The sequence below is a fragment of the Phycisphaerae bacterium genome (assembly GCA_041652575.1).
In the GTDB taxonomy this organism is placed as follows: domain Bacteria; phylum Planctomycetota; class Phycisphaerae; order Sedimentisphaerales; family UBA12454; genus UBA12454.
On sequence record JBAZHC010000017.1, the window covers coordinates 1 to 16,658 of the forward strand.

At 45.3% G+C, this 16,658-nt stretch carries 14 protein-coding genes; 11 read left to right on the forward strand and 3 right to left on the reverse strand.

The window, feature by feature from the left end:
• Positions 1-126: 126 nt before the first annotated feature.
• The 11 genes from WC496_11220 to WC496_11270 all read left to right on the forward strand — a co-directional run bounded on the left by WC496_11220 (position 127) and on the right by WC496_11270 (position 12,111).
• Positions 127-969, forward strand: coding sequence for an alpha/beta hydrolase (locus WC496_11220; protein MFA5293591.1), 843 nt, complete (start codon positions 127-129; stop codon positions 967-969).
• A gap of 59 nt (positions 970-1,028) precedes the next feature.
• Positions 1,029-1,415 (forward strand): VOC family protein, encoded by a 387-nt coding sequence (locus WC496_11225; protein ID MFA5293592.1) that lies wholly within the window; start codon positions 1,029-1,031, stop codon positions 1,413-1,415.
• Between the two features lie 98 nt (positions 1,416-1,513).
• Positions 1,514-2,344 (forward strand): 5-dehydro-4-deoxy-D-glucuronate isomerase, encoded by an 831-nt coding sequence (gene kduI / locus WC496_11230; GenBank protein MFA5293593.1) that lies wholly within the window; start codon positions 1,514-1,516, stop codon positions 2,342-2,344.
• A gap of 91 nt (positions 2,345-2,435) precedes the next feature.
• Entirely contained in the window at positions 2,436-3,197 is a 762-nt protein-coding gene (gene kduD, locus WC496_11235; protein ID MFA5293594.1) for a 2-dehydro-3-deoxy-D-gluconate 5-dehydrogenase KduD, read from the forward strand.
• 65 nt (positions 3,198-3,262) lie between these two features.
• The gene (locus WC496_11240) at positions 3,263-4,285 is read left to right on the forward strand and encodes an ABC transporter permease (GenBank protein ID MFA5293595.1); all 1,023 of its coding nucleotides are present in this window, start codon (positions 3,263-3,265) and stop codon (positions 4,283-4,285) included.
• 16 nt (positions 4,286-4,301) lie between these two features.
• A complete protein-coding gene (locus WC496_11245) occupies positions 4,302-5,342 on the forward strand; it encodes a substrate-binding domain-containing protein (GenBank protein ID MFA5293596.1) in 1,041 nt (346 codons plus the stop codon).
• Positions 5,343-5,865: 523 nt separating this feature from the next.
• Complete coding sequence (locus WC496_11250; protein MFA5293597.1) at positions 5,866-7,362, forward strand: sugar ABC transporter ATP-binding protein; 1,497 nt, start codon at positions 5,866-5,868, stop codon at positions 7,360-7,362.
• Positions 7,363-7,375: 13 nt separating this feature from the next.
• Positions 7,376-8,830 (forward strand): DUF5597 domain-containing protein, encoded by a 1,455-nt coding sequence (locus WC496_11255; protein ID MFA5293598.1) that lies wholly within the window; start codon positions 7,376-7,378, stop codon positions 8,828-8,830.
• 450 nt (positions 8,831-9,280) lie between these two features.
• The gene (locus WC496_11260; GenBank protein ID MFA5293599.1) at positions 9,281-9,922 is read left to right on the forward strand and encodes a PEP-CTERM sorting domain-containing protein; all 642 of its coding nucleotides are present in this window, start codon (positions 9,281-9,283) and stop codon (positions 9,920-9,922) included.
• A gap of 121 nt (positions 9,923-10,043) precedes the next feature.
• The gene (locus tag WC496_11265) at positions 10,044-11,159 is read left to right on the forward strand and encodes a Gfo/Idh/MocA family oxidoreductase (GenBank protein MFA5293600.1); all 1,116 of its coding nucleotides are present in this window, start codon (positions 10,044-10,046) and stop codon (positions 11,157-11,159) included.
• Between the two features lie 79 nt (positions 11,160-11,238).
• Entirely contained in the window at positions 11,239-12,111 is an 873-nt protein-coding gene (locus WC496_11270) for a sugar phosphate isomerase/epimerase family protein (GenBank protein MFA5293601.1), read from the forward strand.
• 3 nt (positions 12,112-12,114) lie between these two features.
• On the opposite strand, the gene WC496_11275 is transcribed toward WC496_11270, so the two are convergent.
• From WC496_11275 to WC496_11285, 3 genes are all read right to left on the reverse strand, one after another.
• The gene (locus WC496_11275) at positions 12,115-13,695 is read right to left on the reverse strand and encodes a glycoside hydrolase family 43 protein (GenBank protein MFA5293602.1); all 1,581 of its coding nucleotides are present in this window, start codon (positions 13,693-13,695) and stop codon (positions 12,115-12,117) included.
• 71 nt (positions 13,696-13,766) lie between these two features.
• Positions 13,767-14,750: a uroporphyrinogen decarboxylase family protein gene (locus WC496_11280; GenBank protein ID MFA5293603.1), complete on the reverse strand. Its 984-nt coding sequence runs from the start codon at positions 14,748-14,750 to the stop codon at positions 13,767-13,769.
• Positions 14,751-14,841: 91 nt separating this feature from the next.
• Positions 14,842-16,653: an ABC transporter ATP-binding protein gene (locus WC496_11285; protein ID MFA5293604.1), complete on the reverse strand. Its 1,812-nt coding sequence runs from the start codon at positions 16,651-16,653 to the stop codon at positions 14,842-14,844.
• Positions 16,654-16,658: the final 5 nt, after the last annotated feature.

The following is a 16,658-nucleotide window of genomic DNA, read 5'->3' on the forward strand; positions in this document are numbered from 1 at the left end:
CGGCGAAGAGATGACTTGGTTGAAAACCATAAAAGCGGTTCGATAAACGATTTAAAAATAATAGAAAAATATATTTGACTGGAAGCACGCTTTCAGAGATGACAAGACGATAGAAAGGATTGTAAGATGAGAATAAAAATTTTAGCGTTTGTTTTGATTCTTAATATTTTTTCTATTGTAATGGCGGAGAATATGCAAACAAATATCGAATACGGCAGAGTTGGCGATGAGGCGCTTCTGCTGGATGTTAATTCACCGAATGGCGATGGGCCTTTTCCGATAGTTTTAATTGTTCACGGCGGCGGATGGGTGCGAGGCGATAAGCAGGGAGATGAAAAGGTTCTTTTCGAACCATTGACAGAAGCCAATTTCGTATGGTTTTCAATCAATTACCGGCTTGCGCCGAAGAATCGCTGGCCTGCCTGTTTCGACGATGTTAAAACAGCGATTCGCTGGATAAAGGCAAACGCGGGCAAATATAAAGGCGACCCGAACCGCATCGCGATACTGGGATATTCTGCGGGCGGTCAGCTTGCCTGTCTGGCCGGAGTGGCGGCGGATAAGGATACGATGGTGCAGGCGGTAGTTGGGCTGGCGGCGCCGACAGATTTGGTTTTCGATTCGCTGCGGCGGGGCGGGATGTCAATATATATGAAGGATTTGTTCGGATTGCAGGGTACTGACGTTAATACGCCGACTGCGGTGCAGATGCTTTGGGATGCTTCGCCGATAAATCATTTACGGCTGGGGCTGCCGCCGGTTTTGCTTGTGCACGGGACGGCGGATAAGTCTGTGCCGTATCAGTTGTCGCTGAATTTTAAGGGCAGGCTTGACGCGATTGGTGTGCCTTGCGAAATTATTACGATTAAAGACGCACAGCACAAGATTGTGGAGTGGAATAAATTTGATGCTGATTTTACGGATAAAATAACGAGTTGGCTGAATAAGACATTAAAAGCCACCGAGTAAAAATTTTTAGCCACAGAGAACACAGAGGTCACAGAGAAATATTAGTTAAAAGGCTTGATATGCAATTCGAACATTTTGGAATCAATGTGCCGGATGCAACGGCAATGGCGCAGTGGTATGTGAAGAACTGCAATATGAAAATTGTTCGGGCGATACCGAAGCCGAGCCAGACGCATTTTCTCGCTGATGAAAATGGAAGGGTCTGCGTGGAGATATATACAAATCCCAATGCGATTGTCCCCGATTATCCGTCGCAGCATCCGCTTTGCTTTCATTTTGCCTTTGAATCTGACAATCCAGCGGCGATGAAGGACAAGCTTGTCGCGGCGGGCGCTGCGGTTTTTGAGGAATTGAATCTTGAAGACGGTTCGTGTATAATAATGCTTCGGGACCCGTGGGGTGTGCCGTTTCAGTTGTGTAAAAGAGCAAAACCGATGATTTCGTAGCCACTAAGGCACGAAGTCACGAAGAAAAATATATGATATAATAATATTAAAAAACTTAGTGTCCTGGTGTCTTTGTGGCTAAATTAGGAGTTTGAAAAATGGAAACACGATATTCTGCTGATGCAGTGCGGTTCGAGAGAATGAATACCGAAGAAATAAGGAGCACTTTCCTTGTCAGGACGCTTTTCGCTGGCGATAAGATAGAGCTGATTTACTGGTTCGACGACAGGGCGATAATCGGCTCGGCTGTTCCGGTAAAGGCGCCGCTGAAACTGGAAGCGGGCGACCATCTGGCAAGCGAATATTTCGCGATGAGGCGGGAAATCGGCGTTATCAATATCGGCGGGGCTGGAGTTATAACCGTTGACGGTGAAAAATTCACGCTGAACCATAAGGATTTGCTCTATATAGGAAAAGGCAGCAAGGATATTCAGTTTGAAAGCGCAAACGCGCAAAAGCCAGCGAAATTTTATATCGTAAGTTATCCTGCACATAAGGAGTATCCGATTGCTTTGGCCAAACAAGCCGATGCGCAGGCGGTGGAACTCGGAAGCGATGAGGAATCGAATAAGAGAACCATTCGCAAATATATTCATCCGGACGGGATTAAAAGCTGTCAGCTTGTGATGGGCTTTACCGACCTTGCGGCCAACAGTGTCTGGAATACGATGCCGGGGCATACGCATACGAGAAGGACGGAAGTTTATATGTATTTCGGAATCGATTCCGGCGGCGTTGTGTTTCATCTGATGGGCAAGCCTGAGCAGACGCGGCATATCGTTATTCGCAATGAGCAGGTTGCACTTTCGCCGAGCTGGTCTATTCACAGCGGAGTCGGGTTGAAAAATTACAGCTTTGTCTGGGCGATGGGCGGCGAAAATCAGGCGTTCGGCGATATGCAGGGATTTTCATTGGATAATTTGAAATAATATTGAAGAATGAAGATTATGTTTTGGGTTTCGGTATAGGTATCGGTAAGGTCGCGGTTTAGGTTTTCGATTTGGTGATACGGAGATAAAAATGATTTTGGATAAATTCAAACTCGACGGGAAAGTCGCGATAGTTACAGGTTCGGCAAGGGGACTGGGGCAGGCGATGGCGATGGGACTGGCTGAGGCCGGCGCGGATATTTGTCTTGTTGACCTGCTCGATATGAAAGAAACCTGCGGAAAAATTGAAAAGCTCGGCAGACGATGCGCAGCAGTAACCGCGGATTTGAGCAAAAAAGACTGCGTTGAAAATATCGTAAATACAACGGTCTCGAAACTTGGCGGAATCGATATTCTTGTAAACAACGCGGGAATTATCCGCCGCGCTCCATTTGTAGAGTTCAGCGAAAAAGACTGGGACGATGTGATGAATATCAATATCAGGACGCTTTTCTTTTTGAGCCAGGCGGTTACGAAAGTTTTTATCAGGCAGGGCAGAGGCGGGAAAATTATCAATACGGCGTCGATGCTGAGCTTTCAGGGCGGAATACTTGTGCCTTCATACACGGCGTCGAAAAGCGCAGTGGCGGGGCTGACAAGACTGATGGCAAATGAACTGGCAAAAAATAATATAAACGTCAACGCGATTGCGCCGGGCTATATGGCGACGGATAATACCGCCGCTCTCAGGCAGGACGCTGTGAGAAATAAATCAATTCTCGACAGGATACCGGCGGGAAGATGGGGCGAATCTGACGACCTGAAAGGCACGATTGTATTCCTTGCCTCTGAGGCATCGTCATATTTATACGGCTCAATAATTCCCGTCGACGGCGGATGGCTGACAAGATAGATATAAAAAATGTCTTGACAACAGGTTAGGTTTCATAGCATTATAGACCGTCTATGTTGACACGGATGAAAAAGACAGCACAGAAATTTCTGGCCAGGCAGCAATCCGGCCTGATTATTGTTATTCTGATTCTTGGCGTTATCCTGACCACCTCGGCAGGTTCTCATATCGACAGACAAACCGGCAGGACGGTAAACAATTTCTTCAATTCATATACTCTTATGCAGACCGCTACCGACGCGAGCTTTTTTGCGATTATGGCGGTCGGCGCGACAATGGTAATTATCTACGGCGGCATCGATTTGAGCGTCGGCTCTGTTTACGCTCTTTGCGGAGTAACAACGGCACTGCTGCTTAGACATCTTAATATGGACTCGGCATCGGCGGTAATACTCGGAATTTTCGTATCGCTCGGACTCGGACTTGTTTGCGGACTGCTCAACGGATTAATGGTTGTCGGGCTCGAAGTGCATCCGTTTATCATTACTCTCGGCACGATGTGGATATTCCGGGGCGTCGCGTTTGTTATGAGCAAGGCTGAAAGTATTCTTGTGCCGGGCTCGCTGACGGCATTTGCCAAGGCGAATTTAGGTCTTAACCCAGCTCTCTATCCTGTCGCGATGCTTATTATGATTGGCGTTACGGTAATCGGGGCTTTTTATCTTTCCAAAACCGTTATGGGCAGGCACATTTACGCAATCGGCGGAAACGCCGAAGCGAGCAGATACGCGGGCCTTCACGTCAAAAGGATAACAGTTTCGGTTTTCGCCATATCCGGCCTTACCGCCGGCATCGCCGCGTTTCTCGGCAGCGCTTATTACGGCTCGGCCTCCTGCGGAGACGCGACCGGCTATGAGCTTTATGTTATCGCTTCGGCCGTGGTGGGCGGAGCCAGCCTTTCAGGCGGAAAAGGCAACGCGGTCAGCGCAATGCTCGGAGCGATTTTGATTATTCTTATCCGCCAGTCAATACGCACCCTGCACTTCGACCAGAATTTCGAATGGATAATAATAGGCGCAGCGACAATTATCGCTGTGGTTCTCGATAAATTAAACGCAAGATTAACCCTTAAAAGAGCGATGAAATAATTTTTTGGAGGTTATTATGAAAAAGTTACTTGTTTTATCAACTTTGTTGTTCGTAAGTTTAATTTTTACAGGCTGTGCTAAAAAAACCGAGCCGGTTAAACAAAATACCGCAACTGATGCGGCAGCATCTGCAGCAAAAAAGAAAAGCATCACAATCAGTATGATTGCCAAAAGCTCCACCAACCCTGTTTTTCTTTCAGCTCGAACCGGCGCCGAAGCCAAGGCCAAAGAGCTAAGCGAAAAGCTCGGCATAGAAATAAAAATTGACTGGCGTACTCCGCCGAATGAGGACGGCCAGATGCAGGCTCAAAGAATCGCACAGGCTGTTAACGAAGGCACTGACGCGATATTGCTTTCGTGCAGCGATGCGAGCAAGGTTACCGGAGCGATTAATGACGCGGTTGACCGCGGTGTGCCTGTTATGATTTTCGACAGCGATGCGCCTGATTCGAAGCGATTTGCCTTTTACGGCGTTGATGATATTGAAACCGGCCAATTGGTAATGTCAACTCTTGCGGAGTTTGTCAAAGGCAAGGCTAATGTGGCGATACTTGCCGGCAATCAGAATGCACCGAACCTGCAAAAACGCGTTCAGGGCGCGAAAACAGAAGCTGAAAAATATCCTGATATAAAAATCATCGGAACTTTTTATCACGCGGAAACGCCGCAGGATGCGGCCGCTGAGGTTCTGCGGGTTATGAACGCATATCCCGAAATTAACGCCTGGGCGATGATAGGCGGCTGGCCGCTGTTTACGACAACGCTGCTTACGGACCTGGACCCGAATAAAGTAAAAGTTATCGCGGTTGATGCGCTGCCTGCGGAACTGCCTTATGTCGAAAAGGGAATTACGCCTGTTCTGCTGGCGCAGTCGACATATCTGTGGGGCGCTATTTCCGTTGAGAAAATCATAGACAAGATTTATCTGAACAAAGAAGTGCCGGTTATGAATAAAATGGAACTTGTAAAGGTAACAAAGGAAAATCTGCACGACTGGGCCAGACAACTCAGGGACTGGGGATTTACCGATGTGCCGGAGAAATACCTGAAAGAATAATAAAAACCACGAATAAACACGAATATACACTAAAATAAGAAATAAAGAGGTAAGGAAGCAAGGAAAATGTAAATCGGTTACGGTTACGAAGCTTGTATCGTCTTGCGTATTGATTTTGAGTACAGTATCGATGGATATAGAATCCAAAAAGTTATTCTAAAAATTGTACAAGGATTGTTTTTTTTATCGTAATCAATTATTTTTGCCACTTGAAAAAATAAAGCATTATGAAATGTGTTCAAGTGAAGATGAGGTGCTTGAAGTTTTTAAGCTTTCCTGGCAAGGTGCACCTTTAAAGTATGAATGTAAACAAGTTTTTTCTTATAGATATTTTTTTACGAGAATAGATATTTTTGGACATTATTGTTTTGGGATGCCGTTATGTTTACTGTGATGGCAGAATTATAAATATGTGGTTTGAAAATAGCAGGGAATGGTTTTGACATGGCAGCAAATAATATCGGAATAAACCAAGTTTTTATCTCTGTGTTCTCTGTGGCTGAAAATAAAAGGGGTTTTCTCTGTGGCTGAATTTTTACAGTTTGAAAATATCACGAAGCGATTTCCGGGCGTAGTCGCCATCGATAATGTTTCGATAGATATAGCCCGTGGGTCGTGCCATTCGCTTGTGGGCGAGAACGGGGCGGGGAAAAGCACGCTCGGCAAAATTCTGGCCGGGATACATCAGCCTGACGGCGGAAAAATATTCATCGGCGGGCAGGAGCAAAAATTTCGTCACGCCGGCGAAGCGTTTAAGGCCGGTATAGGAATGGTTCACCAGGAACTCGAATTCTGCGAGAATATGTCTGTCGCGGAAAATCTTTGCCTTTCGGAACTGCCTGCCAAAGCGACAATAGTCGATAAAAAGGAGCTTTACAATAAAGCTCGGCAAAAACTCAAACTAATCGGCGCAGGGCATATAGATATAACTAAAAATCTCGGTTTGCTCAACGTCGCGAATCAGCAGCTTGTTCAAATCGCCGAAGCTGTCGGCAGAAATGCCCGGATACTGATTTTCGACGAGCCGACAAGTTCGCTTTCTCAGTCGGAAACGGAAAATCTTTTCCGCCTTATCGACGACCTGAAGAAAAAGTCAATTACCTGCATATATATTTCACACAGACTGCCTGAAATTTTCCGGCTTTGCGACGCTGTAACTGTTCTTCGTGACGGCCGGGCCGTCGGCACAAAAAATATAAATGAAATAACAGAGAACCAGCTCGTTGAGATGATGATAGGCAGAAGTTTCGAGGCTTATTTCCCAAAGCATGTAAAGAGCGAAAAGGGTCCGGAGTTTTTACGGGTTGAAAACTTTTCAAGTCCCGGCAAATTTGAAAATATTTCCTTTTCGCTGCATTCGGGTCAGATTCTCGGCTTAGCCGGGCTGGTCGGAGCGGGCAGAACCGAGCTTGCGGAAGGAATTTTCGGTCTCGATAAGAATATCAGCGGAAAGATTTATATCGAAGGCAAAGAAGTAAAGATTTCCAGTCCCTCCCAGGCTCTGAATCGCGGCATTGCCCTTGTGCCTGAGGACAGGAAACGCCACGGCCTTGTGCTTTCGATGAGCGCCGCGGAGAATATCTGTCTTTCAGTTCTTGAAAAAATCGCTAATTTTTTCAGAGTGATAAAAAGAAAAGAAATGCTTAAGGTCGTGGACAAGTATTTTAATCTGCTGAAAGTAAAGGCAGCTTCGGTATGGGTTATGGCACTGAGTCTTTCCGGCGGAAACCAGCAGAAGCTCGTTCTGGCAAAATCTCTGGCGGCGGATTGTAAAATATTGATGGTGGACGAGCCTACAAGAGGCATCGATGTCGGCGCAAAGGCAGAGATACACAGCCTGATAGACGAATTGGCCGGCAGCGGCAAAGCGGTTCTGCTTATATCGAGCGAACTGCCGGAACTGATAAATCTTTCAACGAATATACTTGTTTTCAGAGAAGGCAGAATTACCGGCTCTCTTTCGAGAGACGAAGTAAGTCAGGAAAAAGTATTGAGATTGATGGCGGGGATAAATAACTAATATGGCTAAAAAAATGAAAAAGCAGAAGTCCAACAGTATTCCTCATCTAAAAAAACAGGGTAATGTCATTCAGTTGATTGTGGACGGCAAACCTTTTTTGATTCTCGGCGGCGAACTGGGGAACTCAACGGCGTCGAGCCTGGATTCGTTAAAGGCAGTTTGGCCGAAATTAAAACAAATGAATCTCAATACGGTTCTTGCGCCGGTTTACTGGGATTTGATTGAGCCGAAGGAGGATAAATTCGATTTTAAACTTGTTGACGGTCTTATAGCGGGAGCGAGGAAGCATAACATTAGGCTGGTTTTACTTTGGTTTGGAAGTTGGAAAAACAGTATGTCCTGCTATGTGCCGCAATGGATAAAGGCCGACCAGAAACGTTTTCCGAGAGCAAGACTCAAAAACGGGCAGGCGGTTGAAATTCTTTCGGCGTTCAGTAAAACGAATCTTGATGCGGACGTTAAGGCATTCGCGGCTCTTATGCGGCATATTCGCAAAGAGGACGGCAAAAAGCATACGGTAATTATGGTTCAGGTTGAGAATGAAATCGGGATGCTCGGCGATGCGCGAGATTTTTGTGATACGGCAAATAAGGCATTTGAAAAGGTGAACGAAGACGATGAAATTTTTATGGCGAGGCATTACGCACGTTTCGTAAATAAGGTTACTGCGGCCGGAAAAGCGGAATATCCGCTGCCGATGTTTGTTAACGCGGCGCTAAATCAGCAGGGACAAAAGCCGGGCCAGTATCCCAGTGCCGGTCCGCTGCCGCATTTATACGATGTTTGGCGGAAAGAAGCTCCGGAGATAGATTTTCTTTCGCCTGATATTTATCATCCTGTCTTTGAGCAATGGTGCGGGAAATATCATAAAAATAATAATCCTCTGTTTATTCCTGAAGCGGGCAGGGGTGCGGAAAATGCAGTAAAGGCGTTTTACGCTTTCGGACGGTACGATGCGATAGGATTCAGTCCGTTTGCGATAGAGTCGGTTGGCGAGGCTGAAAATTGTGCGATTACAAAAATTTATGAGGTTCTTTCTCATCTGTCGCCTTTGATTCTCGAAAATCAGGGCACAGGTACGATGACAGGTGTATCACTCAATGAAGAAAATCAAATGCAGGAAATAACATCCGGCAGATATATTTTAAAAGTTTCTCACGATTATACTTTCCAGTGGACACCGAGACCGGCGGGTGTTGAAACCTGGCCGAACGCAGGAGGAGTAATTATTTCTACCGGGTCTGACGAGTATATTATTGCCGGAAGCGGTTTGATAGTGACGTTTTCTCCGAATCAGGCATCTGGCGAAATCGCGGGGATAGAAAGCATCCAGGAAGGGAAATTTGTAAACGGCCGATGGGTCGGCGGACGCTGGATGAATGGCGACCAAAGCCATCAGGGCCGGCATTTGAATTTGCCCGGGAGTAAATTCGGCATACAACGTATCAGGCTCTATCGTTATCGCTAATATCACAGTTAGCCACTGACATAAGGCTAAAATATTTCAATGCTACTCAATTAAAGACTGTAATCATCCTTAATATTAAAAAATAGCTGTTTGCTTTATTTTTTTAAGGAAAAAGGTGTATTATCGGCATCCAAAGACCTTTGTAGGAATAAAAATAGAGTTTTTCTTAAAAAAGTAAAAAAATACTTGACGTGTTTGATGAGGGATGATAATATTAAGTAAACGTTTACTTGAGTTTGTTTGTACTTGTTCTTTAGTAATCGAAGTGAGTAGATTTGCGGGTTTTGACAAGTCCGCCACATGGAGGAGGACGAAATCAATTTCCCACATAGTGTGAGCGTATAGGACATGCGCCAAATGCGGTCAGAGTTTGGGTATTTGTCTTAAAAAATTATAACGTTGTAATTTTCTAACCCGAAAAAAGTTTTTCATTTGTAGGAGGAAGAGATTATGAGAAAGTTAGTTATTTGTTTCATGGTAATTGCAGCATTGAATGCAGCAGCTTCGGCAGATTTTGTAATAGGTAACTGGGAGACCAGCACCGACACTTGGACCAGCAATGGCGTTCTGAACTACGGCGCGACTGTTGGCGTAACACTGGATGATTATTCAGCTGAAGTTGCTTTGTCAGGCTGGGGCACAGCCCTGAAATATCAGTTCGGTGCCGACAGTGCCAAAGCCCAGTTTATGAATCACAATACCTTTTCGATTGACTTCTCAGTCGCGGCCAGTGAAGGTCTTATTACTGAAGGCTATACACATCTTCAGAAGGTGATTATGAACAATGGAAGTGCCGGCTGGCAGACAGTCTCTGGCGCTAATCCCCTAATCACTTATTATTGGTGGAGCACTGCTGGTGAGCGGACAACAACCTTGACAGTCGATTACAGTGCTTATCGCGAACAAATCACAGACGTGCTTCTTGATGGCACTGGCGGCGGCTACATTGAGATTATAATCGAGACACAAACCGGCGGCGGAGCACCACTTGAAATGTATTTTGATAACGCAAAACTTTCAGACCCCATTCCGGAGCCGGCGACACTTACTCTGCTCGGTCTTGGATTGGCTTTGCTCAGGAAGAGAAGCTAAATAAAGCTAAAAATTTGTTGATTAAAAAATAAGCGTCCTGACGATTCCAACAAATTAATGTTGGAAAGCAGGACGCTTTTTTTGTATAAATATATTTTATGTTATTGAAGGATTGATGGTTATGGGAAAACTTCGAATCGGACTAATCGGTTATGGAAATATGGGGAGAAACCACGCCAAATATCTTGTTTCCGGCGAAGTGTCCGATGCTGAATTAGCGGCCGTCTGCGACAACAATACTGATAACATCAATCGTGCGAAAAAAGATTTTGCGAGCACCGGCATTAAGTATTTCAGCGATTCAGAGGAGCTTATGAAGTCCGGCCTTGTGGACGGGATATTTATCGTTGTGCCGCATTATCAACATCCGGATTTGATAACGGCAGGTTTGAAAAATAATCTGCACGTACTGACTGAAAAGCCTGTGGGGGTGTTTACGAAAAATGTTCGGCAGGTGAACGCACTTGCGGCAAAAAGCAAAAAAGTATTCGGCATAATGTTCAATCAGCGCACTAATACGGTTTATCAGAAAATCAAAGAAATGATTTCAGCCGGGGCGCTTGGCGAAATTAAACGAACCAACTGGATCGTAACCCATTGGTATCGGGCGCAGAGCTATTACGAACTCGGCGGATGGCGTGCCACCTGGGCAGGAGAGGGCGGAGGCGTCCTGCTTAATCAGTCTCCGCATCAATTGGACCTGTGGCAGTGGATTTGCGGGATGCCGGTGAGAGTGCGGGCGTTCTGCAGCTTCGGGAAATATCATAATATCGAAGTCGAAGACGATGTAACGGCTTACGTCGAATACAAAAACGGCGCGACTGGCGTATTCATCACCACAACAGGTGAAACGCCCGGTACAAACCGTTTTGAGATAGCAGGCGATAACGGCAAAATTGTTCTCGAAGATGAAAAAATCACTTTCTGGAAGACGGCCATGCCGGAAAGGCAATTTAATAGGGAATTCAAGGGCGGATTCGGCGCTCCGGAAAATACGAAAATAGACGTTGCGGTAGAAGGCAAAGGCGAAGAACACAAAGGCATTATGAAAGACTGGGTTAAGGCAATTTTGACAGGTTCGCCGATGCTTGCTCCCGGCGCAGAAGGGATAAACAGTCTTGAACTGTCCAACGCGATGCTTCTTTCCACATGGCTGGACGACTGGGTTACGCTGCCTCTCAACGATGAACTGTTTTATGGAAAACTACAGGAAAAGATAAAAGAATCAAAGAAGTAAGGAAATAAGGAAGCAAAGATTCACACATTATCGTACCGGTGACGGCTAAATGTGCAGATTGTTTTAATAAGGGGAAAAAATGTATTTAACGGGATTTGCGGATGAGGCGGCAAAGGATATCGAAGGCCAAATACGAGCGACGAAAGAACTCGGCTGGAAATATATCGAAAGCAGAAGCGTAAACGGCAAAAACATCCATGACATTTCCGATGAACAGTTCGATGTTGTCTGCGAAAAACTTGCGGCGTCGGGAGTAAAGATAAACTGCTTCGGCTCAACTATCGCCAACTGGGGCAAGAAAATCACAGAACCTTTCGATTCTTCACTTGCCGAGGCTAAAAGGGCGATACCGAGAATGCAGAAACTTGGCTGCAAATTGATTCGCATAATGAGTTTTGCCGTTCTCGATGACCGGAGTCCCGACGACCAGATGGAGCAGGAGAGATTCAGCAGGGTCAGGGAACTTAAAAAGATGTTCGATGACGCGGGGCTGACAGTCGTTCATGAAAACTGTATGAACTACGGCGGGATGGGCTGGACATATACTCTTAAACTTATTGAAAATGTGCCGGGGCTTAAACTCGTATTCGATACCGGCAACCCGGTGTTTACGGACGACCGCACAAAACAAAAACCATATCCGAAACAGTCTGCATGGGAATTCTATACGCACGTCAAAGAGCATATCGAATATGTTCATATCAAGGACGGTATATGGGAACCCTCTACAGGCAAAACTAAATTTACATTTCCAAACGAAGGCAGCGGCGATGTAAAACGAATCGTCAAAGATTTGCTCGATAGCGGCTATGACGGCGGCATATCGATGGAGCCGCACCTCGCAGTTGTGTTTCACGATAAAAACGTGCAGTCTGAAGAATCAGTCAAATACGCCAACTATGTGGAATACGGCAGGCGTTTTATGGCGATGCTGAAAGAATTAGGACATTAAACATTACAGTTCTTTATATTCGAAGTAATCGAAGTCGGCGTGATTCTTTGTTCCTGAAATATCCTGACAGCAAATTCCCAAGAATGAGCCGGTAAAACGACCTAATTGGCAATATTCATCGGCAAGTCTTGATGCATCGAAAACGGGACCGATTTTATTCCATGTCTTTTCGTCCAAACTATACGAAAACTGTAATGAGGCATTGTCAACGTCTGCCCTTAAGTAGCAACGGGATTGATTGAGCGGGATTTCTTTTGCAGACTCATCGTAAACATTATTGTCGCACGTCAAAATGCCGAGATGTCTGCCGAGCTTTTCATCTAAACTGACTCGTAGATAAAAATAATTCTGCGTATCATATAAAAGCACCATACCTGCCATTTGCTGGAATGTTTTCGGTTCAAACTCAAGGCAGGTTGTCGCCTGAAAACTAAAAGATTGAATTCTGCGAACAACGAGGCTCTGCCTGTGCATTGAACCGAGTGATTCTCTGCCGAATAAACGCAAAAAGCCTTTGCGCTGCTTTAGAGTTATCCAGCTTTCGTCGGCGGGAAGACGCGGAGTGCTGAAATTAACATTCAATACTTCGGAATCGAAATCGTCACGAACAGGTTCAGGTGCGAATTTATGTCCAGGTAATCCGGGAGCATCAACGTCAACTTTCGGAGTGTTGCCGCCTTCGATTCTCAGCCAGCCGTCGTTAGTCCAAAAACATTTCTGGATTGCGGTTTCTCTGCCGAGCATACAGCGGCGTTTCGGTTTTGTATCCCGCATTAGAGGCCTGCCGCAAAGATGAACCATATACCATTGATTGTTTTGAGTCTGCACGATTGAGGCATGGCCGGCTCTTTGCAGTTCCAATTCGGGATTGTATCTGCTCGTAAGCACGGGATTGGTCGGGTCAACTTCGTAAGGGCCATCTATTTTTTTCGACCTTGCCATTGTAACGGCGTGTTCGTATTCCGTGCCGCCTTCAGCGGTCAAAAGATAATAGAAGCCATTGAGTTTATAAAGATGCGGGCCTTCGGTGAGTTTCAAATCTGTGCCTTTGAAAATATTTTTAATCGGGCCGATGAGTTTTTTTTGCTTTAGGTCGTATTCCTGCAGAATAATTCCGGAGAATGGGTTATGACCTTTGCGATGGTCCCAATACATATTTACAAACCATTTCCTTCCGTCGTCATCGTGAAACAGCGACGGGTCAAAGCCGGAAGAATTAAGATATATTGGTTCGGACCAGGGGCCCATTATGTTTTTTGCGGTAACGAGATAATTATGGCAGTCTTTAAAATTGCTGTAATAAATTCGCGTATTCGTATATATGAGATAAAAGAGGCCGTCGCAGTAACTCAGACACGGAGCCCAGATACCGCAGGAAGGCATATTGCCGATCATATCGAGCTGGCTGACGCGAGTCAGAGGATGAGTAAGCAGTTGCCAGTGGACGAGGTCTTTTGAATGATGAATCTGTACGCCGGGAAACCATTCAAAAGTACTGGTGGCGATATAATAATCGTCTCCGACCCGCAATATCGAAGGGTCGGGATTAAACCCCGGCAATATCGGGTTGTGAATCTTTTTCATATATGCCTTTCATTCTGATAATTGTATAAACCATCTATGATATGCTTTCAGGCACTATCTTTCAATATTTATTATTTGCGTTTGCCATAAGCGATAAATTCCTCGGAAGCGATTTCCTGCCATTTCGGGTCGAGCCCAATCGCGACATTATCTGAATAATATCCGGCGATGAAGCCTCCTCTGTTTTTCCAGAGTTTATCGATCATTTCCCTTGCCTTGGCACGGATGATTTTTTCATCGCGACTCTGAAGCGTTTTCTGGATATCCACAGGAGACCAGAACGTAATTTTGCTGTTTTTCTGATATTCGGCGAGCTGGTCGATGCCGTGAAGGTCGGGCTGGTCGAACTGTAGGACGTCGATGCCCGCTTTAATCAGGCCGGGAACGATGGCGGCGGTTCTGCCGCAGGAGTGCATAAATACCTTTATCCCGCACTGGTGAGCAATGCCGCATAGTTTCACAAATCTCGGGAAAAATTCCTCATACCATAAATCTGGACTGATGAATAACTGGTTTTGGGTACCCCAGTCTTCCGGATACATTACGCAGTCTGCACCGGCTTTGGCGTGATTGCGAATCATATCCTCCAAAAGAACATCAATGCGGTCGTGAAGAACTCTGATTTTTTCCCTTTCAAGAACAAGAGCCATCAGGTAATTGTCGATTTTTAAAATTTTACGAGCGATATTGAATGCAAAGCCGGGCATTCCGCCGATGAGCCATTTATCTTTATTATTTTTCCTTGCCTTGACGACGGTATAAAAGTCTTCAAATTTTGAAAAGTCAGGTAATTGGTAATTTTCAATTTCAGAGGCATCAGACAAGGCGCCTTTTACGACTTCGCCTTTTGTGGTGTCGTCGATTCGTTGCCAAATATTGCCCCATTCGTCCATTCTTTCCCATTTTGTTGGGCTGACTTTTTCCCAATCGGTGGCACAGGTTTTTGCGTCGTCGTTGACCCAGTGAAAATCCGATTCAGGGAACGAACGTGCGACTCGCTCGGGGTTCTGGAAATCCAAAGTTCTTTGAACGATTTCTTTCGATGTCATTGTCATACTAAAATTCTACCTTTCTGTTAAAATATACTTTGAGATTGCTTCGTCGTCCGCCAAAGGCGAGACTCCTCGCAATGATGACAATAGAGATTTATAACGCGTAAACACTGTGCATATCATAATAAACACCTTTTTTGTCGAGCAACTGCCGATGTGTACCGATTTCGGCTATTTTTTTATTTTCGAGAACTATTATTTTGTCGCACTTCTGAATGGTGCTGAGCCGGTGAGCGATAATAAAAGCCGTTCTGTTTTCAAGCATATTGTCGATGCTCTGCTGAATAAGTTTTTCCGTGACTGAATCGACAGAACTTGTAGCCTCATCCAATATTACTATGGCAGGGTTTTTCAGGAACACGCGGGCGATAGCAAGTCTCTGTTTCTGGCCGCCACTGAGCTTGACACCTCTTTCGCCGACAATAGTATCAAATTTGTCCGGCAATTCAATAATCGTATCGTAAATATTTGCCATTACACAGGCTGTTTTCATTTCATCTTCGGTTTTGCCGGGATTTGCAAACAAGAGATTGTCCCTGATGTTTCCATAAAATAAAAATGTTTCCTGGAAGACAATGCCGATGTTCTGACGAAGCGAAGTCTGCGTGAAATCTCTTATATCCTGTCCGTCGATTTGTATTGAGCCTTCCTGCGGGTCGTAGAAGCGGGGCAGAAGCGAAATCAGGGTAGTTTTACCGCTGCCGGTAGGGCCGACGACGGCGATTTTTTCGCCGGAGTTTACTTCCAGATTTATTCCGTCGAGCACCTGTTCTCTGCCGTAGGAGAATTTTACGTTTTTGAAACTTACATTGCCTTTGACGGAAGCTGTTTCAAGTTTGGCGGCGCCGGCTTTATCATTGATGTCCGGCACTATTTTCAGGAAATCAACAATTCTTTCCAGGCCGACCATTCCGTCCTGAAAGAGATTCATTACATTCAATATGGCGCCGATTGAGCCGTATAAATAATTCGACAGCATCAGGAAAAGCGTTATCGTTCCGATGGTTACCGAGCCGAATTTGTAAAACATCAGGATTCCGCCGATTACGGCAATCTGCATCCTGCCCCAGTCCATAGAGCCGTAGCTGAGCTGATGATTAAAACTGAATACCCGCATAATCTGGTTCTGGACATCGTAGAACTGGCGATTTACATTGCGGTAAACTTCGCTCGAATGGTCCTCAAGGCTGAATGCTTTGATTTCCTTTATGCCGCTGATGGTCTCCTGCAATTGAGAAGTTATCTGCGACTGATGGGTGCGCTGTTTTCGATATAACGGTTTCAGTTTTGTCCTGATTGTGTAAAAAGCGTAAAAAAGCACAGGCATAGGCAGCATGGCGACGACAAAAAGCACCGGCGAAAGTATTACCATTATTACCGGCACCAATACAAGATGAATGGTAACGTAAACGAGGTGAAAACTGTTTCTCAGCATCAGGCTGAAATTGTTTATATCGCTTACGGTTTTTGTCAGCACGTCGCCGACACGCGCCGAGTTAAAATACGACAGGGATAATTTATTGATATGGTCCTGCAGTTTCAGCTTAATTGAATATATGACTAATTCCACGCTTCTGGTTGCGAGGCGATGCATCGCGACGCCGACGCTGTTGGCTATTAATATGACCACGCCCATCAATGCGATGAACGCGATAGAAAAGATTGTTTTTTCAAAAGCGGTCGAGCCGGCCTTCAGCCAGAAAATATTAGCGTCATTGGTAATCAAAACGTGGTCGATATAATATTTTATGCTTAACGCCGGCAAAAGATTGAGAGCGGAGTTCAGAAAGAACAGGAAATAAACTGTGCTTAGAGGCTTTTTGTACGGCTTGAGAAAAAGCCAGAAATGCTTCATATATTCCGTATTTTTGTTTTGAGGCCCGGGAAACTGTTGTATATTTTTCATTGTTT